This is a genomic window from Leucobacter sp. CX169 (assembly GCF_017161405.1).
In the GTDB taxonomy this organism is placed as follows: domain Bacteria; phylum Actinomycetota; class Actinomycetes; order Actinomycetales; family Microbacteriaceae; genus Cx-87.
On sequence record NZ_CP071051.1, the window covers coordinates 2,181,076 to 2,201,353 of the forward strand.

Genomic DNA, 20,278 nt, shown 5'->3' on the forward strand with positions numbered 1-20,278 from the left:
GGGGATGAGTCGCAGGATCCGCCGAGTCTGCCCGCAGCAGGCGCGACGGCGCGAGGCATCAGTCGTGTTGCGGATCAGCCTGCATCGCGGTGGAGGTGATCCGGTTCACCATGCCGCTGAAAATGATCCCGTGAAATGGCAGGATCGAAAACCAGTACAGTCGCCCAGCGAGTCCTCGGGGAAAGAAGATCGCGCGTTGTCGGTACAGTGAGCCATTGCCGTCGGGAAGCACTTCCATCTGGAGCCAGGCGAGACCGGGGAGCCGCATCTCGGCACGGAGCAGCAGTAGGCGTCCGCGTTCCAGACGCTCCACCCTCCAAAAGTCGAGCACTTCGCCAGTCTGCAATCGTTGCGGGTGGCGGCGGCCACGGCGAAGTCCCACCCCTCCGACCAATTTGTCCGCCCACCCCCGAAGCGCCCATGCCAACGGGAAGGAATACCAGCCGTTTGCTCCGCCGATCCCTTCGACGACGTTCCAGAGCTTCTCGGGAGTCGCGTCCGTCCTGCGCTCGCGGGAATCGGTGAAGACCGTGCGTCCGGCCCATTCCGGATCGCTGGGCAGCGGGTCACTGGGCGCATCGCCCACTGATGAGTTCTGCCAAGTGGTCTCGACGGCACCGGCATCCAGCTTCGCGAGCGCAAGTCGGACCGCTTGGCGGTAGCCGGTCAGGCCACCCTCGGGCGGCGGAATGAACTCGTCAATGTCGTGCTCGGTCATGACGCAGTCGTGTTGCAACGAGGCGATGATCGGAATGGCCAGTCTGCGCGGAATCGGAGTGACCAGGTTGACCCACTGCGAGGCGAGCCAGGGGGTCAGTACCGGTAGTGCTGCGATCGGCCGCTGACGCAGTCCCGCTTCAAGCGCGTACCCGTTCATCATCTGGCCGTAGCGCAGCACATCCGGTCCCCCGATATCGAACGCACGGCTGACTTCAGGAGGAAGCTCTGCGGCCGCAACGAGGTAGTACAAGACGTCGCGTACCGCGATCGGTTGGATGAAGTTGCGCACCCACTTCGGCGCCGGCATGTATGGCAACACGTCAGTCAGGTGCCGGATCATCTCGAATGATGTCGACCCGGAGCCGATCACCACACCGGCCTGCAGCGCAACCGTGGGGACGCCAGAGGCAAGCAGGATCTCTCCCACCTGTTTGCGCGAGGCCAGGTGTTGTGACAGACGATGCCCTCGGGGGTAGAGCCCCCCGAGATAGACAATTCGCCCCACCCCAAGCTGTGCCGCAGCCGTCGCGACGTTCCGAGCAGCACGGCCCTCAGCCACTGCAAAGTCGCCCTTGGTGCCCATTGAATGGACGAGATAGTAAACCACGTCCTTGCCCGCGCAGGCTTCAGCCACCGTGTCTGGGTCGAGCAGGTCGCCTGCGACGATCGTCACTCGCTCTGCCCACGGCACGTCCAAGAGTTTCTGAGGCGATCGCACCAGTACCGTGACCTTGTACCCGGCGTCCAGCAGCCGAGGGACGAGTCGTCCACCGATGTACCCGGTTGCCCCAGTGACCAGAACACTCTTCACTGCGTTGTCCCTTCTGCGATGGGGTTCAGAGGCCGAACCCGTCCGGCGAGGGCGTGATGGCCCTCGCGCGCACGCAAGGTCGCTCCCAGGTCATGCAGGGCACGGCGGGCGTCTTCGGGAAGGTTCAGCATGGAATCAATGGCGATTTTGATCTCGGCGACTGTGGCTTCATTGGGCGCCAATGCGGCCCCGAACCCGATGCGTTCGAGGGCTTCTGCACCGGCAAACTGATCTGTAGAAAAAGGCAAGACGACGAGAGGTACGCCGAAAGTGAGGGCCTCCGTCACGCTGTTATTGCCGCCATGCGTCACCCCCAACGCCGCTGCCCCCAGCAGCGTGACTTGCGGGAGGAACTCCCCCACCAACCAATGATCGGGGACATCTCCGAGATCCGCGATGTCTGCGGATCCATACGCAATAGCGGCACGAACGTTCGCCACCCGCAGCGCCTCGGCGACCTTACCGAGGACATCGCCGCGAACCGACAAAAAGCTGCCAAAACTGACGTAGACAAAGGGCTCGTCAGTGGCGGACAGCCATTCTTCGATGTGAGGTTCTGGCGTCTCTGCACGCACGGACGCACCAATGAACTGGTGCGCCGGAAGGTGCGCCAAACGATCTGGCGGCATGAGTTCCGCCGGGTAGTTGAAGACGAGGGGATCTCCGTGCTCGGCAAACGCGTTCGGAGAGGGCGCGCGGTTCGGCGCCAATTCTGCCAAGGCAGTGTTCCATTCGGAGGTAAACGACTGGCTCACTTGTTCACAGAGTTCACGCAATTCGGTGACTTGCTGCTCGCTGGGTGAGAACGCGGAGGGCCAAGCAGGGGGCAGCCCGTACACCTCGCCGGCGGCTGTCATCGGCAATGCGGTCGGGTGGCCCAGCACGACATCGACATAATCAATCCCTGCGGCTACGAGCGCGAGTCGCGCGCTATAGGCCAGATGATCGACCATAATCGTCGTCGGATTCAGGTCTTCGACGATCGCTTGGACTGCCCGGGCTGTGGCGACCGGCTCCCACATGAGGTCGTTCAAACGGGCCTCCGCCTGGAACGACAGCGTCTGGATCATGCCCTCGCGGGTTGCAGCGAAGAAGCCTCGAAGCGCATCATCTTCGCCGTCTGGTTGCTCCTCGGCGCGAATGATCCCCGGGTTTGAGCCCCGGCTCAGCTGGAGACTGACATGTTCGTAACCGAAGGAGCGGACAATCGAAGCGGTGGCGGGTCCGGTCGCGACAACCACCCGCTCACCAGCCTCCAACCAGCTGCTTCCCAGCGCCGCGAGGGGGTAGAGATGTGAGGCATAGTCGGGGCTAATAATCAGTAGCGTCATGCGGTGCGCACCAGTTCTCTTCGTTGTGCTACGTCATCGCGGTGGACGTCGGAATAGATTCGCGTCAGGGCCTCGGCCATCGCCTCAACCGTGAAGCGTTCTTGCACGACGCCCCGAGAATAGGCAGCTCGTTCAGCGGTGGTTTCCGCGGCTGCGCAGTCCAAGGCGTCCTGCATTGCGCCGCGCAGTAACTCCAGATCCCAGGTCGTGGTCAAGAAGCCGGTTCGGCGCTGTTCCACATAGGTCGCTGGGCCACCGCCGTCAGGGGCCACCAGCAACAGCCCCGAGGCCATGGCTTCGAGAAGCGCCAGACCAAACTCCTCCTTCAGACTTCCGCACACGTAGACGCCACCCGGTGCGATGAATCCAGGCAATCCGATCCGGGTGGCCGCGATCCAGCGAGAAACGGTGGTGTTCGGGCGATGCCCCGAAAGCACAAGACCCGCTGCCATCCGATTCTCGGGATCTACCGTTTGGTCGATGCGAGTCAGTTGCTCGCGCTCATCGGCTGAGGGGTTTTCCAGATTTCCTCCGACGAGCAGGAGGTTCGCACGAAGGCTCAGATCTGATCCGGCCCAGGCGGCAACGATCGAGGCCATGCCCTTCACCCGGTGGAATCTGCCGACACTGATGAGTACCGGTAGGCTCCGGCGTTCCCTCGGAAGCTCCTCGAGCAGTGCGCACAGTTCCGCGAGGGGAGCGCTCGGGGGGCCGCCATCGGCACAGGCTTCTGCTTCGCGCACTGCCTGGTCGATCACCGCCAGATCAATGCCTTCCGGAACCGTCGTGTGCCGTCCTGGTTCACTCCCCATGTCGATGCCCATGAGGTCTTGCATGTCATGTTGCAGGTTTGGTCGCGGGAAGAAGACATTGTGGGCTGAGTTGGCCGCCAACCGCTGGACCAGTCGGGCCCGGAACCAGAAGTGCTCTGCTTCGTCAATCGTGCCGAAATTTTGGCGGTGCAGCTTCCCTGACATGTCCAGGGAATTAATGAGACCATGCGGGTCTGGTGCCGCCGTGAAGATTACCGGTATGTCGAGCTCGCGCGCGACATCGAATGCCGCCAGGCTCCCCACGTCTGCCATCCGAAGATGAATCAGGTCCACGGGTCCTGCCGCCTTCAGGATCCGCGCAATGCCCCTGCGCGCTGCCACTCGCAGCGGCCAAGCATTCGTCGCCTGCATCGGCTCCTGTAGCAACGGAATGCGGCCGTACTGGTGGCCAGAACGTTCGTCTTCGATCGCGGACAAACTCTGTACGGCATCGTCCACTCCACCTCTCGACAGTGTGATGACCCGCTTGATGGGCAGCTGCCGAGACGAGTCAGTACTCGAACTCCCAACACCTCTTTCTGAGCTACTGACGAGCGCATCACCCAGTCGGACCAACAACGTGGCGATCCCACCAGTATCTCCGCTGCCCGCATGACGGAGCTCTGGGTCAATATCTGCGTGGAGAAATAGTTGGGCGACCGTAACTCCCGCCTCAGGAAGCGGCGTCGAACTTCCATTACGTGCTTCGTCGTGATTCGCCAAGTCAGTCAGGGCAAGTCGCGCCACCTCTCCGAGCGGCGCTTCTGCTTCAGCCAGCTGCGTCAGGCGTCGTTGGACTTCCTCGCTGCCCGCGCGTTCGCCTAACGCAGCGACAGCAGCCATCCTGACGGCGATCTCTTCACCTGTATCGCTGGCGATACGCAGCAGCGGTGCAGTCGCAATCGAGTGGTGCACCAGACCCAGAGTCTCGGCCAGTCGGTATCGGCTGGGCGCGTGCGTGAGGCTGAGTAGCGCACTTTCCAGACCGATGGCGACGAGTTCGGGAGAGGACCTCGCCCAGCCCTCGAGGGTGCGCTGGGCCAGCATCCCGACAAAACCGCCCGCGATCACCAAACCGATGAGTCGCCCGATCGGCCCTGGGCGGGGGGCACGCGCATGCAGCGCCCAGGCCGCATGCTCTCGCACAAACCCGCGTTCGCTGGACAACAAGTCAGCGAGCGCTTCGTCGGACTCTTCGTCAGCGATGTTCGCGAGCGCGTGTATCGCCGCGATCGCAGAGATCTGGTCTGAAGATTCGATCGCACTCAGCAGGATCAGAACATTGCGTATTCCCCCGTCGCGGCTGGCCTCGACGGCGAGCTCGTCTGCCAGGCGGAGGACTTCGACGAGTCGATCAGCGCTCTGCACCGCTTCGAGACAGTTACGAACTCGCATTCATCTCCCAATTCAAGCGTCATGAATCTTCAGCCTGGCGGCGAAAATCCCCCTCAAGTCACTGCTGTGTCCGAGTTTCCAGTCGTTCAGAGCAGTCCCTGCCTCTCGAAGACCGTGATTGATTGCCTAGCTATTGTCTCGTTTATCTAGGTACATTGGCAACAAGGCCCTCATCTCGTCCGTCACCCGCCACAGCGAGGAACATAGTTGTGAATTTCGCTCAACGTAACACCGCAACTCGTCGACCAGAGGACGAGCGTCTTCCCGCGGGACGCACACTCGCCTACGGAATGCAGCACGTGCTCGCCATGTACGGCGGCATCATCGCACCTCCGTTGATCGTTGGCGGTGCAGCCGGGCTCAGCGCGCAAGAAATTGGCTTCTTGATCGCGAGCTGCCTGTTTGTCGGCGGACTCGCAACCATTCTGCAGACCGTCGGCATCCCGTTTTTCGGATCCCAGTTGCCGTTGGTACAGGGCACGTCTTTCGCAGCAGTAGCCACCATGGTCGCGATCATTGATAGTGGCGGAGGCATCCAAGGCGTGTTTGGCGCCGTGCTTGCGGCTTCCACTATCGGCTTCCTTGTTGCCCCGTTCTTTGCCCGAATCGTTCGGTTCTTCCCTCCGGTTGTGACCGGAGTGGTGATTACCATGATTGGCATCTCACTGATTCCTGTCGCCGCAAATTGGGCAATGGGGGGCAACTCAACCGCTGACAGCTACGGAAGCATGGGCAACATTGGGCTTGCCGGTGCGACACTCTTGATTGCACTTCTGCTCTCCAAGCTTGGAAATGCTGCGATTGCCCGGTTAGCCATCTTGCTCGCGCTGTTGCTGGGCACCGGCCTGGCGTGGCTGCTCGGCATGGCTGATTTTTCGACGGTCGGCGAGGGCGCATTTTTTGCCTTCCCGCAGCCGTTCGCCTTTGGCTGGCCAGTCTTTGAGGTGGGAGCTATCATCTCGATGACGGTCGTCGTCTTGGTGATTCTGACGGAGACTACCGCCGACATTCTTGCTCTCGGTCAGATCGTGGGAACGAAGGTCGACAAGCGCCGCATCGCCGACGGGCTCCGGGCAGATATGGCATCTAGCATCCTGGCCCCAATCTTGAATACCTTCACCCAGAGCGCGTTTGCCCAGAATGTCGGTCTGGTGGCGATCACCGGCGTCAAGAGCCGTTTCGTCGTTGCCGCCGGCGGCGGGATCCTGGTCGCTCTTGGCCTTTTGCCAGTGCTGGGCCGAGTGGTCGCCACCGTTCCCACTGCTGTTCTGGGCGGCGCAGGAATCGTCCTCTTCGGCACGGTCGCGGCCTCAGGTATTCGCACCCTCAGCAAGGTCAGTTATGAGGGGAACTTTAACCTCATCATCGTCTCGACCTCAATCGCATTTGGCTGCCTGCCCATCGTGAAATCAGATTTTTACGATGCCTTCCCAACTTGGTTCGGAACCATCTTCCACTCCGGAATTAGTTCGGCTGCGATCATGGCGGTCTTGCTCAACCTGCTGTTCAACGAGTTGAAAATCGGCAAGAAGAACCACCACACGCCTGCAGCTGTCGGCGCTGCTCCACGAAGCGGCGCAGACGCTCCCGTTACACATCAGCCCATCACGCCTCCCCCTCCAGGACCTGGCATGCCGGAATAGTCCGCAGAAGCCAAGCTCGTCGACGTCCGCGTGGCGCTGGCGACTGCTGGGAGCGGTCGCTACCGCTTCGTGCGGCATCGTGATGATTCTCACAACGTTCACCATCACCCATTGGATTGCTGCGTCTGAGATCTAGCATCGGGTACGCAGATGTTCGGACGAACAATCTGGGCACCGGCGGAAGGTAATCAGCCAGTATCGTCAGCGTTATGTGCACACGAGTCTTCTGGAACGACAACCCGATCGCGAAGGTTGCTTCGCGCTGCATGGATTGGGAGGTGAGCGACGAGCCAGAGCTCTGGTTCTATCCGCGCGGCCTCGAGCGATCGGGCGGCACACAACCAGATGCCGCCACCTGGATATCGTTGCATTCGAGCGTCGGGCTCAGCATGTGGAACGTCGGAACCTCCGATGGCATGAACGAGAAAGGCCTCGCGGCGCACGCGCTCTTTCTCGATGACATTCACCCGCCCACCGACACGGGTGCGGCCACCATCACTATCGCAATGTGGGCGCAATACGTTCTTGACCGCTTTGCCAGCGTCGCTGAAGTGCTCGAGCACCTCGGCGAGGTGCAGCTCATTGCCCCGCCAATCAGGGGACAGTACATCGGCGCACACCTCGCCCTCGAAGACCCTTCGGGAGACTCGGCGATCATAGAGCCGATCAACGGCGAATTGGTCGTGCATCACGGTGCAGAGTTCTCTGTCATGGCGAACTCCCCCAACTACGACGAGCAACTCGCGAATCTCACTCGCTATGCACCGTTCGGCGGCGATCTAACGCCTCCCGGCGACATCACCTCACTCGATCGTTTCGTGCGCGCCAGCTACTTTCGGCACTATCTCCCCGAACCCGCAAACCTGACCGAGGTGGTCGCAGGAGTGTTCCGCGTCTCGCAAAACGTGGCAGTTCCGCCGGGTGCCCCCTACCGCGACGGAGGTGTCTACCCCACGTGGTGGCATTCCGCGAGCGACGTGACCAACCAGATCTACTACTTCTGGTCAACCCTCAGCCCCTCGGTGATTTGGGTAGATCTCGCCCAGCTCGCTGACGGCGCCGAAGTGCTCGCGCTCAATCCGCGTCAAAACGCCTTGATCGGTGATGTGACCGCGCAACTCGCGGCTGCTGAACTCGCGTACTAAACGCTCTCGGTGCGACGAGGTCTGGGGAGTGCGCAGTCCACTCGAAGGCCTTCGCAGCCCTCGTGCAGGACAGCTCGTGCAGGTATCGTGCCCCACATGAATAGTCGACCTGAACCTTCTGACCGTGTTCGGCAAATCATCGTCTTCGTGCTCGCTCTTCTGGCGGTCGCTGCCGCGGGGCTCGGTTCGGGCGCCTTCGGGGGAACGCCTGTGCAAGACGCAGCGGGCGGTGCGCTGGCCGCCGACGCGACCTTGATTGCTCCGGGAACTCCCGCGTTCAGCATCTGGTCGGTCATTTATCTGGGATTGCTGGCGTACGCCGTTTGGCAGCTGGCTCCCGCTCAGGCGGCACGGTTGGTCCAGCGTCGGATTGGCTATCTCATCGCTGCCTCCATGCTGCTCAATGCCGCTTGGCTGGGTGCCATCCAAATCGGACAACTCTGGCTGTCGGTGGCGATCATTGTCGTCCTCCTGTTGGTGCTCGCCCGCACCCTGAGCCTGCTGCTGCGCACGCCGAGAGGAGTAACCACCCGTACCGGGGCCATTGTCGAGTCCGTGGTGCTTGATGGAACGGTGGGGCTCTATCTCGGGTGGGCCACGATCGCCTCCGCAGCGAACGTTGCTGCCTGGGCTACAGCGGCCGAATTCAGCGATTTCGGTATTGAGCCCACCGTCTGGGCCGTGGCCGCTCTGGCGATTGCCGCCTGCATTGGCGTTGCCACGGCGATCTTCAGTCGCGGGCGCCTCACCCCAGCGATCGCGCTGAGCTGGGGGCTGTGCTGGGTTGCGATCGCCAGGCTCACCGACGAACCCGCGTCACTACCGGTCGGAATCGCGGCGTGTGCCGCGGCAGGAATCGTCATCGTCGCCGCAATCGCGACACGCCTGATCACTCACCACCGTTCAGGCGACCAGAGCGTTGCGTGATCCAGACCAACCCGGCAGACAGGTTCTCGGAAACCGCGAAAATTCTCTGCATGAATTTTCCATCCGATACCCCGCTCGCTCCGAACATAGAGAAGACTGCGACGCAACGAAGGAAAGCCCCGGACAATGTCGCTAGTTTGGCATACTAGTAGCTAACGTCGCCAAATATCCCTGCACCTCCCACCAGACGCCGTTCGTGACCACGGTTCACCAATCATCGGAGCACTCATCGTGAGGAACATGACCCCGACACACGCCAGCGGAAGCTCAGATCAACGTTCTGCGGCAGAGCCTCTGGTCGACATCAGCGGCGTCCGGAATGTCACTGAGCTTCTCGCGGCTCGCTTCGCTACCGCACCCGATCACATCGCCTTCGAAACGCGAGTTCCCGGGGCGGCCCTCAACGAACCGTGGCGGCAGATCAGCACGCGGGAGTTCATGGCGGAGGTTGCTGGGTCAGCAAAGGGACTGATGGCCAGCGGAGTGAACGCTGGCGACACGATCCTCATCATGTCCCCCACGCAATACCGCTGGACCGTCGCCGACTTCGCGGCCCTGTTCGCCGGAGCGGTCGTCGTTCCCGTATATGACACGGCTTCTGATGCGCAGTTGCAAGCGATCCTGGCCGACGCCCGCCCCACCGCCGCATTTGCCGGCGACACGAGTCTCGCGCGCCGCATCTCGCGAGCCGCGGCAGGCGCCGTCGAGGCTCCCCCGAGCGTCTGGGTGCTCGAAGTGAGTGATCCAGAAGATGACGGGCCCGCCTTCTACTCGCTCGACGACCTGATCCATCTCGGCGAAGCGGTCAGCGATGCCCGTCTCGAGGAACGCCGGCTCACAGCCCAGCTGGACGACATCGCGACCATCGTTTACACCTCAGGCACCACCGGCTCACCCAAGGGCGCGCTCATCACCCACCGCAACCTCGTCGGGCAGGTGCTGAACACGGCAGCCGCCTACCGCGAGGTGGTCAAGGAGACCGGCAACACGATCCTGTTTCTTCCACTCACGCACGTGCTGGGTCGCGCATTGCAGCTGATCTGCGTCGCGAATGGCATGCGCGTCGCGCACCTGTCGAACCCGAAGCAAGTCGTGCAGGCGCTCGCGATCCTGAAACCGACGTTTCTCGTGGTGGTGCCGCGGGTGCTCGAGAAGATTCAGGCGGCGGCCGCGGCCTCGGCCCGCGAGAAGAAGGTCGAGCCCATCTGGTCGGTCGCGTCGACGGTCGCGCAGAAGTGGGGTCGGTATCTCGAAACCCGCGACCAGGATCCCTCAGCCCGCGCTCCCCTCGGCCTGCGCTTGCAGCGCGCGTTCTTCGACCGCCTGTTCTATCGTCGCCTGCGCGCGGTGATGGGCAACCGGATCGAGTACTTGCTCTCTGGGGCGGCGACCCTGCAACCCGATCTTGCACGATTCTTCCGGGGCATTGGCGTGCCTATCATCGAGGGCTACGGGCTGACCGAGACCACGGCGCCGCTCACCGGCGGCCGCCCCGGTTCGCTCGTCGCGGGCAGCGTCGGCCGGCCGCTCCCCGGAAACGCGGTACGAATCGCCGCCAACGGAGAAGTCCTGGCCCAAGGGGTCGGCGTCTTTGCGGGGTACCGCGACGAGGCGCAAAACGCGCAGGTCTTTGTCGACGGGTACTTTCGGACGGGCGACCTCGGAACGCTGAGCGCCGACGGGTCGCTAACGCTCAACGGACGGCTGAAGCACGTCATCGTGACCTCCACTGGTCGCACCGTCTCTCCCGAGCCCTGGGAACAGTCAGTCGAGTCGCACCCGCTCGTCGCGCACGCCGCGCTGGTGGGCACCGACCGGCCCTATCTCACTGCGGCGCTCGTCATCGATCCCGAGGCGGTCACCGAGTGGTTTCGCACGCTTGGTGAATCGCTGCCAGCAGAGGTCGAAGCTCCCGGCGTGACTGTCTGCACCGACGGACGCCTCGAAGTGGCGCTCTCGGGCGCGGTGGATCGCGCCAATGCCACCGTGTCACCTGCGGAGCGCGTGCAGTATTGGCGCGTCATCGTCGTCGGCAGCGACCGCTGGGACGACTTCGTCACGCCCACCATGAAGCTCAAGCGCCAGGCGCTCATCGACGAGCTGCAGCCGATCCTCGACGAGCTTTACCGCTAGGCCTCGCGCCTCGCCCCTCCCACCTCTACGCCACCCCACACTCGACAAGGAACCGTCATGCAACGTACTCGCCCATCCTCAGTGATCCTGATCGCGGTTGCCGTCGTCATCGGGTGCGCCCTGGCGCTCGCGGGAAGCCAGCATGGCTGGACCATCGGCGTCATGCCCGGGTTTGCGATCGCGGTGGCGGTGGCGTTCGTGGTGCAGTGCGTCGCGTTCATCCCGGCCGCCATCGCACAGACCGATCGCTACTTCGACGCGACCGGCAGCGTGACCTACATCAGCGTCACCGCGATGTTGCTGTTGCTTGCTCCGGCACTGGACACACGAAGCCTGATCCTCGGCGCCCTCGTCATCATTTGGGCGGTCCGGCTCGGCAGCTTCCTCCTCGCCCGCAACCTGCGCAGCGGCGGGGACGACCGCTTTGACGAGATCAAGCGTTCGAAGCTCCGCTTCCTGTCGGTCTGGACCGTGCAGGGGCTCTGGGTCAGCCTGACCGCAGCGGCGGCGTGGATCACGATTGCCTCGGCGAACACCGTGCCCCTGGGCTGGACCACCTGGCTCGGTCTCGCGATCTGGGTGCTCGGGTTCGGCATGGAGGTCATCGCGGATCTGCAGAAGAGTCAGTTCAAGGCGAACGGAAACAACGCCGGGAAGTTCATTCAGTCGGGCCTGTGGTCGGTCGTGCGCCACCCGAACTACCTCGGCGAGATCCTGCTCTGGGTGGGTGTCTTCATCATCGCGGCGCCGGCGCTGCAGGGCTGGCAGTGGATCGCGATCTTGTCCCCGGCCTTCGTGGTGCTGCTGCTGACCCGCGTGTCTGGCATCCCGCTGCTCGAGGCGAAGGCGCAGCGCAAGTGGGGCGACGACCCCGAGTACCTTGCGTACCGCGCCCGCACCCCCGCGTTGATCCCGGGAATGCGGGGGAAGACAACCTAAGCGAATGGAAGCTACTGCCCCGAAGCGGGCCGCACGCAAGGCGGAATCAAGTTCCGTCTTGCGTGCTTTGGCGCGTGGCGGCTTTGCCGCAAACGGCGTCCTGCACCTGCTCATTGGTGCCATCGTCATCGTCATCTCATTTGGCGGAAGAGGCGAGAGCGACCAGGCAGGCGCGTTCATGGCGATCGCCTCAGCAACGCTCGGCTTTGTCGCGCTCTGGGTGCTGGCGGTCGCGCTCTGCGCGCTCGGGATATGGCACGCGCTCGAGGGTTTGCTCGCGCGGAATACACGTGACGACGCCAAGGGCTTCGCCAAAAAATGGGGTCGCCGCATCGCCGAGTGGGGTCAGGCGTGCATATTCATCGCGCTGGGCGTCGTCGCAATCGCTGTCGCCCTCGGGGCGCGCGTCGACAGCGAGGAGTCCGCAGAGAACGCCAGCCATGGCATCCTGTTGCTGCCCGGCGGCCCGGTCATGCTCGGCCTCCTCGGGCTCGGCATCGGCATCGGGGGCGTCTCGTTCGTGGTGATGGGCGTGCTGCGCAGTTTCCAGAAGCAGCTATCAATCCCCTCGGGCCCGCTCGGTGGCGTAGTGACCGCGCTCGGTGTGATCGGGTTTATCGCCAAGGGCGTGGCCCTGGTAATTGTCGGATTTCTGTTGGTCGTCGCCGCCGCGAGAGTCGATGCCTCCACTGCGGGCGGGCTCGACGGGGCCGTTCAAGCGCTCTTGAACGTCGCCCTCGGGCCGCTTCTCGTCTGCCTGGTCGGCATCGGCTTTGTCGCATACGGCGTGTTTTGCATCTTCCGCGCGCGATACGCCCGGTTGTAATCGCGGGCGAACCCCTCGACGGTACGTGGTGTCAGATTCCGTGCCCTACAGCGCGGTCTTGCCCGCGGCCCGCGTCATCGGGATGTGTGGAATCCCGTCCTCGACGAAGACCTCGCCCGAGCGCACGAACCCAAAGCCCTGGTACCACGCTTCGAGGTGCTGCTGCGCGTCCAGGACGATCATCTCGCCGCCGTAATCGAGAATCGCACGCCGCATGAGCTCGGCGGCGAGGCCTCTCCCCCGCGCGGTCGACGCGGTGGCGACGCGTCCGATGCGCGCGCCGTCTTCCTCCGTCAGCACCCTGATCGTTGCAAGCACCGCGCCGTCCTCCTCCGCCCAATACAGGCGGGCGGTCGGCTCGACATCCCGGCCATCGAGTTCGGCGTACGCGGCCTGCTGCTCGACAACGAACACGTCAACCCGCAGCTGCAGAATCGCGTACAGCGATACAGCGTCCATCTCGGCGACGCCGGCCTTCTCGAAGCTCACGGTCACGTGTGTTTCTCCTCTTCTGTGGGCCTCGCTCGGGGTGCGCCGGGAAAGTGCCTCTTCGCTTCCCAATGTATATGACTTCGCCTGCCCGGCGATGACGGGATCACCGCCAGAGCTCGGCGATCCTCCCGGCCAACGCAACGCCCTGCTCGCGACCCGCCTCGGCGGCGGGCAGTCGCTTCGACAAGTCCATCGCGTTCGCGCCGAAGAGATGCTCAGCGTTCTCGTTCGGCACCACCGTCTCGACCTCACTGCCGCCCGCGCGAAGCTCCCTGACCTGCGTCGCAAGATCCAGGCCCCAGCTGGCTGGCGTGAGCGTCCGCCCGCCGAACGGAGAGAGCGCCAGCACGCGTTCGTACCCGGCCGCGAGGTCAGCGTTCTCGGCGTTCATCCGGTAGCCCCCATCGATGTATTGCGCATCGCCGATGCGATAGGCGGAGCCGCTCGAGCAGCTCGCCGCAACGGCGTCCACTAGATCGGCCCCGCTGTCGCGATCGAACACGACCGCTTCGCCCGTCCCCGCGTTCACCGCAGTGATGAGCACCCGCCGCTCCGGCCATGTACGTGCGGAGAAACGCGTCGCGACCAACCCGCGCCACCGCTCAGTTGGGTCGTGCGCCGATGCGAGGTCGATCGCGGCCGCCCCGAACCTCCGACGCATGTCGGCCGCGTCCGCAGAGCTGGCGATGAGCCGCCTCGACCGCTCCAGGTGATCTTCGACCGGCCTGGCCGCATCGCCTCCGGTTCGAGCCCGGGCACGGTCCTGTGACTGTCCCTGCCCCGCCGCACGGATGCTCGCGAGAAGTTCCGCCGGATTCGCCTCGACAAGCTGGGCGGCGGCGGTCGACCCGGCCGACGTCCCGACGGTCACATCGGCGTCGGTCACGTCGAGTCCGGCCTCGTACAGGCCGGCGACGACGCCGATCAGCCAGGCGTTGCCGGTCGATCCCCCACCGCCGAGCACCAGCGCGGTCCGGGTGGGGTGCGTAACGTTCTTCTGCGTTGAATGATTCATACTCGTAGCTTTCTGAGAGTGCACGCGGCGCTCCCCGCGGCGTCTACGTCAGCCGCGCGATCGTGAACTCAAGGAAGCGCCCAGAATGGACATTGTGTGCATCAGGCTCACGTCCTCAAGTAGTTTCACGTTCGCCGGGAACTCTACGCGCTCGAGCCCGCCAACCATAGATGCCCCTTGCGAGAAGATGGGAAGACCCTCGAACAGAGCTACGCAACGTATTTGTGCAGCACAACCGAATCAGCTCAATCTTGAACGCCCCTGAAGGATCCCGCGGTCACAACGTAATCGATCGTAGCTACGCCCGGCCGAAGCAATGGCGGACGTTGCAACCCGGTACGACAAATTCGCGATTTCGTACCGGGCTGCAGTGGTCCTGAACGAAGCGATCACCTGGTTGAAGCACTCAACGCTCACGCCCTAGCCGAGACTTACATCACACCACGGGAAGAGTCCCCTTACTTCGTGCGAGTACGCCCCACCATAGGCTTCCCCGCATTCGAACAGTGACTTCGCCTACTTATTTGCCTAAGATTTGCAGACCGACGCAAGCTCTGAAAAAGTGCCGTCATTTGACTCCCACCGAGCAGAAACATCAAACGAGGAGATTGGGCTCTCCAGATAAGCAAGCTCGAATGAAGCAGTTTGTCCGGCCCGCCAATTAGTGACGGAGGCGTACTGCGTCCCCTTATTGACACCGTTCTCATCGATCACCGCGACGTCCAACCACATATTCAAGAAATCGGTATCCGAAGTATTCGTCGCGGTCGCAGCGTAATCGAAGTAGGGATAGTACTCATCGCCGCCGCTGACCAGTTGCCAGTCAAGCGCACAGAGAGCCTCGGAAAGCGCGGCCTCCGTTTCGGCACGCGAAGCAGCAAGTTCGGAATTCGTCCGCATCTCCGAAACAGTACCTTCGTGCTCCTTAGGAATATTCAGCTTGTATACATCGACGAACTCAAGAATCGCAATAGTACGTCGATCGTAGATGTCTGTCCACAGAGCTTCGTGTTTGGCGTCATCGACGTTCAAGAACTGGATCGAATCAGCACTTTCTTGCAGTAGACCGACGTAATTGATGGCCCGGGTCTCGAGTTCACTGTCGGTAAAAGGCATGTCAATATAGGGTTCGAGCCTATCCAGCTCAAGATTGACCGCCTGAGTGAGCTGATCCTTGTACTTTTCCGCATACTTAGGGTCATCCAGAGCTAATTCCTGTTCAGGATCTGCAAAGAAGTCCCACCGTGCGACCCACCCTGACACGAGGCCGCCAAGGAAGGCTTCGTCTGCAGCTTCTGGCGCTTGCTTCGAACCGCTCCCTGTGCAGGCAGCCGTGAGCAGCACACTCGCAACCATGAGCCCGGCCCCAAACATCTTTACAAAACGTCTCTTCGATACAAGCCTCATCGACTACCCCCTAAATTTAACGCACGTAGCATTCGCTTATCTAGCCAATAACAGAATCATAGGGTGAGTTTTGCCTCCACCCCACCGCCCCATCATTCACTTGCTTCTGTTGACAATGCGACTACATCAGAGTGGGTGCGTTTTGCACGGTCCACCATCGCGGCGCAAGCCCGGAGAGTTTATTTGGGCTTCCAACTAAGTTGAAAGAATCCCGGCAGCGAAGGAGCCCTGAACACCCCGCAGCCCAATCCTTACGAAATTGCGAATTCCGGGGTATTTGCATGAAGGAGCTTCGGACTGTTTTCCGTATCGTTTGGAGAACAGCATGAGAATCATCTACACCCCGGAACAGCGCGAGACCGCGATCGCGACCTATCGTCGTCTCGGGTCGTTCGCTCAAACCATTCGCGTGCTGGGCTACCCGTCCCGGCATGTGCTGCACGATTGGGTTCGCGAAGGTCCACCGAGTGCGAGCCCTCGTGCGCAGCCGCGTCCACCACTCCACTATCCATGGGAGTTCATATCAGCCGCGGTGCACCGGGTCGCCGAAGGCGAGTCGGTGAAGAATGTCGGCGCGGATCTTAGCATGACCACGCACGTCGTGTTGTATGGCTGGGTGCAGCAATGGCGCATGCACGGCGACCGAGGGCTGATGAGTAAACGAGAACAAGCACGGGCGGACGGGCTTCCCACCCGCGCAAGCCTGGAACGCTCCTTACCTGATGATGTCGCAGAGTTGAAACGGCTGGCCGCGGAGTTGATGGTCGAGAAGGCTGTCCTTGAGCGGAAGCTTGAGCTCGCGGAAAAGACGAGGGCGTTATCCCCACACAACTGTCAAACCTGCAGAAGACACAGGTCGTTGAGGCGCTACGCCAGTTGTTCCCGTTGAGACTGCTACTGGAGTTTGCTCGACTTCAACCGAGTAGCTATCAATACTGCAGGCAGGTGCTGGACCGGCCGCAGGCTCACGTCAAGCTTCGTGCAATGATCCGCGATATCGCGAGCGCGAGTTCGTATACGTATGGATCTCCTCGGGTGTGGTTGGCGTTGCGTAAATCCGGGACTCAGGTGTCAGAGAAAGTCGTACGTCGACTCATGAAAGAGGAGCGCATTCCCGTGTTCTATGCCCGGCGGAAACGGCGGTACTCGAGCTACGAGGGTAAGCTCACCCCGGCTCCGATCGATCAGGTGAACCGGGAGTTTCACGCCAACGAGCCCAACCGGTTATGGGTCACCGATGTGAGCGAGTTCCCGGCGCCAGACGGGAAGGTGTACCTGAGTCCGATGATTGATTGCTTCGACGGGAAGATCGTGTCCTGGCGGATGCACAGGAGCCCGAACATGCAGCTCACGCAAGGAATGCTCGAAGACGCCATCCACACGCTTCCAGAGAGCTACCGGGCAGAGCTCCGAGCACAGGAGAATCCCTCCCGGCTCACCATCCACACTGACCGGGGCGGGCATTACCGCGGCGGCGAATGGATCGAGGGCATGAAATCTGCCGGACTCACGAGGTCCATGGGCAGGAAAGGCAATAGCGGCGACAATGCCGCGTGTGAGGGGTTCTTCGGAAGGATGAAGACCGAAATATTATACGGGCGCACCTGGAAAACCGCAAACCAGATCGAATCGGCGATCAGCGCCTACATGCACTTCTACAACAACACGAGAATCAGAACCGTGCTCGGAGGAGCCACCATCGCCGAGTATCGTGAGGCGTTAGAGGCAGAACTGTCCAAGGAACAGTCCTAGGCCCTTTATGCCGCTAACCCAGAAACTCAGATCGAGCCAGATATCGCCACGCGGAGGGGTTTTGGAGGGTCGACCCCTCCCGGAAACGCAAAAGACCCGGAGACTCTTGCGAGTTTCCGGGTCTTGCTGGTCGGGCTGACAGGATTTGAACCTGCGACCCCTTGGAGGTTTTTTGGCCTCACCGAAAGCTTGCGAAAATCTCTAGTTTTCCCTGGTCGTACGGGGAATCGAGCGATTCTCCTTGGGCTAGTCTACCCGGTCGCTGGCGGTCCGTCACGGGTGATTGAGATGGGTAAAAGATGGCCGGATGCGCAACTCGAACCGAGAACTATAAACAAGCATTTTTAGCACTGCCGAAGATTGTTCCGAACTAGAAGACGAAATCCTTCGGAAGGTAGCTTTGGATGGAGATCGGCGGAAGTGCGGACTGAAGCACATATCTCGACATGAGAATGTAAAAGAGCAGGAGAGAATTCTTTGTCTCAAACGCCAACAATTTCGATCCTGGGAATGGGAGCGCCTCGATCCCGGAACTATCAGGCTTCGAGTTCGCCACAATGCCTTGCTTAATTATGCAGGTCATATCAATTCGCTGATGCAAGGGTGTGTTTTCATTCGCCTTCTCTAACGCCTGGGCGATGCTCTGCGGAGTGGGTCCGTCGAAAGCTACTACAAAGTAAAGAGGCGGCAAAACTTCCCACTCACGCCCATACCCATTCACGACGTGCTTAATTATCCGATCATCGCTGCGGTAATAAGCTGAGCGGTCAAGCGACTTTAGCACTCTTGCGCTTTCAGCCAGTGTCGTGATGTCACTGGTCTTGAGACTAGTTTTTGATTCGACTACAGCAATCACGCCTTCTATTGGAATAATACGGTTCTCGTCGGCTTCGTCCGAAAAGAGAATCGGAGTTCGTCCGGCATCGTAAAGAATTACATCGAGCTGTTTGCTCGTCGAACCGTGGCGGTCGATCACCTGGCCATGGGCGACACCAATCGAAATCGGTAGGTGGTCTCTGAAAAACTTGCGCACCGCACTCTCTACGGCTTCTCCTTTGGTGAGGTTATGCGCGAAAGCCACTCGGCTCGCTTCAATCGACGATGTGAGCTGGTCAGAGACGGCTGTCATAATCTCAACGAGAGAGGGCATTGACCAAATGTATCGCGACAGGACATTTTTTCGCGCCGCGCGTCGGCATGATCCATCGACTTGCAATCAGTGACTAATGCCTTTTCTCCTAGCTTCAGCCTCCTCCGCCATTTCCACTACTGTCGTGGTTGCCTGGACACACACCCTACGCAAGCCTCTGAACACGGTGAACAACGAGTTCCAGATCTCCTGGTGCGGCCGGGCAACGACACCATCTTCAACGCAGCCACCTACGCACTTCACCGTCGATCTGCAAGACGCGTGGCAGGCTTCGGAGCAGTCAACAGCGAACCAGCAGTCCGGGCGTCGAAGCCGCAGTCAGCGTCTGAGGCCACCGATAGACTCTCAAGCAATGGATGAGAGTGGGGATGCCCGTCTAGCGGCGGAGCAGAAGGCGCGGGTAGTCATTGACCGCCAGCTCAACGCTGCCGGTTGGGCTGTACAGGACCGCAAACATCTCAATCTCTTTGCTCCGCAACGCGGCATCGCTGTCCGCGAAGTCATCAGGGTCTGCTGCACGGTTAGGTGACATCTGAGTTGGCTTGCCCGGGAGGGCGGCCTGGAAGGATGTCATTGTGCCTAAGCCTTATCCCAGTGAGTTCCGTGACGGTGTTGTGAAAGTCGCTCGAGGTCGCGAACCCGGAGTGACGATTGAGCAGATCGCGAAAGACTTCGGGGTCCATCCGATGACGCTGCAGAAATGGTTGCAACGCGCTGCGGTCGATGACGGCTCTAAGCCGGGCCAGGCCCGCGGCGAGGCGGTGGAGCTGCGCGAAGCGCGCAAGAGGATCCGCCTCCTTGAGCAGGAGAACGAGGTCCTCCGGCGGGCTGCGGCATATCTGTCGCAGGCGAATCTGCCGGGAAAAGGCTCTACCCGCTCGTGAAGGAGCTCGCCGAGGACAGGATCCCTGTCGCGGTGACGTGCCGGGTCCTCAAGCTTGCTCGCCAGCCTTACTACCGGTGGCTGCTCGACCCGATCGCCGGTAGTGAGGTGGTCGAGGCATATCGTGCGAACGCGCTGTTCGATGCCCACCACGACGATCCCGAGTTCGGTCACCGGCTGCTCGCGGACGAGGCCCGCGACGTCGGGGAGGCAATGGCTGACCGGACAGCGTGGCGCATCTGCCGTGACAACGCGTGGTGGAGCGTGTTCGGGAAGAAACGGGGCAGGAACGGCAAGAAGCCCGGCCCGGCCGTCCACGACGATCTCTGCACGGTCACCGACGAGAATGGTCGTGTCCGGCACGAGTTCACCGCCGAGAAGCCGAACCAACTCTGGCTGACCGATATCACCGAGCACAGGACCACCACGGACGGCAAGCTCTACCTCTGCGCGATCAAAGACGTGTTCTCGAACAAGATCGTCGGGTACTCGATCGACTCCAGAATGAAGTCCAGTCTGGCCGTCAACGCTCTGGAGAATGCCATCGCGATGCGCGGTGACGTCGCCGGCTGTGTGGTTCACAGCGATCGTGGATCGCAATTTCGCAGCCAGAAGTTCCTGCGGGCTCTGACCCGCAATCGCCTCGTCGGGTCGATGGGCAGAGTCGCCTCATGCGGTGACAACGCTGCCATGGAATCGTTCTTCAGTCTGCTCCAAAAGAACGTCCTCAACCGCCGTTCCTGGGCCACCCGCGAGGAGCTGCGCATAGCGATCGTGATCTGGATCGAACGAACCTACCACCGCCGCCGACGCCAACCCCGACTCGGCCGTTTGACCCCGATCGATTTCGAGGCCATCATGAACACGCCAGCCGCACTGGCTGCGTGACTAGAAACT

General features: G+C 61.6%; 17 protein-coding genes and 1 pseudogene. 10 read left to right on the forward strand and 8 right to left on the reverse strand.

The features are described 5' to 3' along the window. Positions 1-58: 58 nt before the first annotated feature. Genes JW030_RS10010 through JW030_RS10020 form a run of 3 tightly spaced genes read right to left on the reverse strand, consistent with a single transcriptional unit; the run spans position 59 to position 5,069 of the window. A complete protein-coding gene (locus tag JW030_RS10010) occupies positions 59-1,531 on the reverse strand; it encodes an SDR family oxidoreductase (protein ID WP_188044386.1) in 1,473 nt (490 codons plus the stop codon). Continuing rightward, on the reverse strand, positions 1,528-2,862 hold the full coding sequence (locus JW030_RS10015) for a glycosyltransferase (protein WP_188044387.1): 1,335 nt from the start codon (positions 2,860-2,862) through the stop codon (positions 1,528-1,530). The genes JW030_RS10010 and JW030_RS10015 overlap by 4 nt, the downstream gene beginning before the upstream one ends. Then, entirely contained in the window at positions 2,859-5,069 is a 2,211-nt protein-coding gene (locus JW030_RS10020; protein ID WP_188044388.1) for a glycosyltransferase, read from the reverse strand. Before JW030_RS10020 ends, JW030_RS10015 begins: the two co-directional genes overlap by 4 nt. Positions 5,070-5,278: 209 nt before the next feature. On the opposite strand from JW030_RS10020, the gene JW030_RS10025 reads away from it, so the two are divergent. The 6 genes from JW030_RS10025 to JW030_RS10050 all read left to right on the forward strand — a co-directional run bounded on the left by JW030_RS10025 (position 5,279) and on the right by JW030_RS10050 (position 12,682). Then, on the forward strand, positions 5,279-6,712 hold the full coding sequence (locus tag JW030_RS10025; protein WP_188044389.1) for a nucleobase:cation symporter-2 family protein: 1,434 nt from the start codon (positions 5,279-5,281) through the stop codon (positions 6,710-6,712). Between the two features lie 209 nt (positions 6,713-6,921). Then, positions 6,922-7,857: a linear amide C-N hydrolase gene (locus JW030_RS10030; protein ID WP_188044390.1), complete on the forward strand. Its 936-nt coding sequence runs from the start codon at positions 6,922-6,924 to the stop codon at positions 7,855-7,857. A 96-nt stretch (positions 7,858-7,953) separates the two neighbouring features. Then, the gene (locus tag JW030_RS10035; protein WP_188044391.1) at positions 7,954-8,784 is read left to right on the forward strand and encodes a tryptophan-rich sensory protein; all 831 of its coding nucleotides are present in this window, start codon (positions 7,954-7,956) and stop codon (positions 8,782-8,784) included. Positions 8,785-9,024: 240 nt separating this feature from the next. Then, on the forward strand, positions 9,025-10,917 hold the full coding sequence (locus JW030_RS10040; RefSeq protein WP_188044392.1) for a long-chain fatty acid--CoA ligase: 1,893 nt from the start codon (positions 9,025-9,027) through the stop codon (positions 10,915-10,917). Between the two features lie 57 nt (positions 10,918-10,974). Further along, positions 10,975-11,856 carry a DUF1295 domain-containing protein gene (locus tag JW030_RS10045; RefSeq protein WP_188044393.1) on the forward strand — a complete coding sequence of 294 codons (882 nt, stop codon included), beginning with the start codon at positions 10,975-10,977 and terminating at the stop codon, positions 11,854-11,856. Positions 11,857-11,860: 4 nt separating this feature from the next. Next, positions 11,861-12,682: a DUF1206 domain-containing protein gene (locus JW030_RS10050; RefSeq protein ID WP_188044394.1), complete on the forward strand. Its 822-nt coding sequence runs from the start codon at positions 11,861-11,863 to the stop codon at positions 12,680-12,682. Positions 12,683-12,727: 45 nt separating this feature from the next. Here the strand turns inward: JW030_RS10050 and JW030_RS10055 are convergent, their stop codons facing one another. Then, the gene (locus JW030_RS10055; protein ID WP_241095414.1) at positions 12,728-13,177 is read right to left on the reverse strand and encodes a GNAT family N-acetyltransferase; all 450 of its coding nucleotides are present in this window, start codon (positions 13,175-13,177) and stop codon (positions 12,728-12,730) included. Positions 13,178-13,277: 100 nt separating this feature from the next. Continuing rightward, positions 13,278-14,189 (reverse strand): patatin-like phospholipase family protein, encoded by a 912-nt coding sequence (locus tag JW030_RS10060; RefSeq protein ID WP_188044395.1) that lies wholly within the window; start codon positions 14,187-14,189, stop codon positions 13,278-13,280. Between the two features lie 272 nt (positions 14,190-14,461). On the opposite strand from JW030_RS10060, the pseudogene JW030_RS10065 reads away from it, so the two are divergent. Further along, a pseudogene (locus tag JW030_RS10065) lies at positions 14,462-14,613 on the forward strand (IS5/IS1182 family transposase); the annotation flags it as partial. 104 nt (positions 14,614-14,717) lie between these two features. Here JW030_RS10065 and JW030_RS10070 read toward each other — a convergent pair. Further along, the gene (locus tag JW030_RS10070) at positions 14,718-15,545 is read right to left on the reverse strand and encodes an FxLYD domain-containing protein (RefSeq protein WP_188044396.1); all 828 of its coding nucleotides are present in this window, start codon (positions 15,543-15,545) and stop codon (positions 14,718-14,720) included. A gap of 376 nt (positions 15,546-15,921) precedes the next feature. On the opposite strand from JW030_RS10070, the gene JW030_RS10075 reads away from it, so the two are divergent. Both JW030_RS10075 and JW030_RS10080 read left to right on the forward strand, forming a co-directional pair. Further along, positions 15,922-16,485: a transposase gene (locus JW030_RS10075; RefSeq protein ID WP_188044397.1), complete on the forward strand. Its 564-nt coding sequence runs from the start codon at positions 15,922-15,924 to the stop codon at positions 16,483-16,485. Further along, positions 16,482-17,348: an IS3 family transposase gene (locus JW030_RS10080; protein WP_241095625.1), complete on the forward strand. Its 867-nt coding sequence runs from the start codon at positions 16,482-16,484 to the stop codon at positions 17,346-17,348. Before JW030_RS10075 ends, JW030_RS10080 begins: the two co-directional genes overlap by 4 nt. A gap of 370 nt (positions 17,349-17,718) precedes the next feature. On the opposite strand, the gene JW030_RS10085 is transcribed toward JW030_RS10080, so the two are convergent. Beyond that, the gene (locus tag JW030_RS10085) at positions 17,719-18,498 is read right to left on the reverse strand and encodes a DUF6602 domain-containing protein (protein WP_188044398.1); all 780 of its coding nucleotides are present in this window, start codon (positions 18,496-18,498) and stop codon (positions 17,719-17,721) included. A gap of 376 nt (positions 18,499-18,874) precedes the next feature. Continuing rightward, positions 18,875-19,030, reverse strand: coding sequence for a hypothetical protein (locus tag JW030_RS10090; RefSeq protein ID WP_188044399.1), 156 nt, complete (start codon positions 19,028-19,030; stop codon positions 18,875-18,877). A 43-nt stretch (positions 19,031-19,073) separates the two neighbouring features. Here JW030_RS10090 and JW030_RS10095 point away from each other — a divergent pair. Further along, positions 19,074-20,269 (forward strand): IS3 family transposase gene (locus JW030_RS10095; RefSeq protein ID WP_188046806.1). Its coding sequence is split into 2 segments (ribosomal slippage): positions 19,074-19,358 and positions 19,361-20,269, totalling 1,194 coding nucleotides; the frame shifts between segments, so codons are not numbered across the junction. Positions 20,270-20,278 lie beyond the last annotated feature (9 nt).

Coding starts and splice junctions, on each gene's coding strand:
- JW030_RS10020 (WP_188044388.1), bottom strand. CDS start 5,069: ATGCGAGTTCGTAACTGTCTCGAAGCGGTGCAGAGCGCTGATCGACTC.
- JW030_RS10035 (WP_188044391.1), top strand. CDS start 7,954: ATGAATAGTCGACCTGAACCTTCTGACCGTGTTCGGCAAATCATCGTC.
- JW030_RS10050 (WP_188044394.1), top strand. CDS start 11,861: ATGGAAGCTACTGCCCCGAAGCGGGCCGCACGCAAGGCGGAATCAAGT.
- JW030_RS10075 (WP_188044397.1), top strand. CDS start 15,922: ATGAGAATCATCTACACCCCGGAACAGCGCGAGACCGCGATCGCGACC.
- JW030_RS10040 (WP_188044392.1), top strand. CDS start 9,025: ATGACCCCGACACACGCCAGCGGAAGCTCAGATCAACGTTCTGCGGCA.
- JW030_RS10060 (WP_188044395.1), bottom strand. CDS start 14,189: ATGAATCATTCAACGCAGAAGAACGTTACGCACCCCACCCGGACCGCG.
- JW030_RS10015 (WP_188044387.1), bottom strand. CDS start 2,862: ATGACGCTACTGATTATTAGCCCCGACTATGCCTCACATCTCTACCCC.
- JW030_RS10030 (WP_188044390.1), top strand. CDS start 6,922: ATGTGCACACGAGTCTTCTGGAACGACAACCCGATCGCGAAGGTTGCT.
- JW030_RS10045 (WP_188044393.1), top strand. CDS start 10,975: ATGCAACGTACTCGCCCATCCTCAGTGATCCTGATCGCGGTTGCCGTC.
- JW030_RS10070 (WP_188044396.1), bottom strand. CDS start 15,545: ATGGTTGCGAGTGTGCTGCTCACGGCTGCCTGCACAGGGAGCGGTTCG.
- JW030_RS10085 (WP_188044398.1), bottom strand. CDS start 18,498: ATGCCCTCTCTCGTTGAGATTATGACAGCCGTCTCTGACCAGCTCACA.
- JW030_RS10090 (WP_188044399.1), bottom strand. CDS start 19,030: ATGTCACCTAACCGTGCAGCAGACCCTGATGACTTCGCGGACAGCGAT.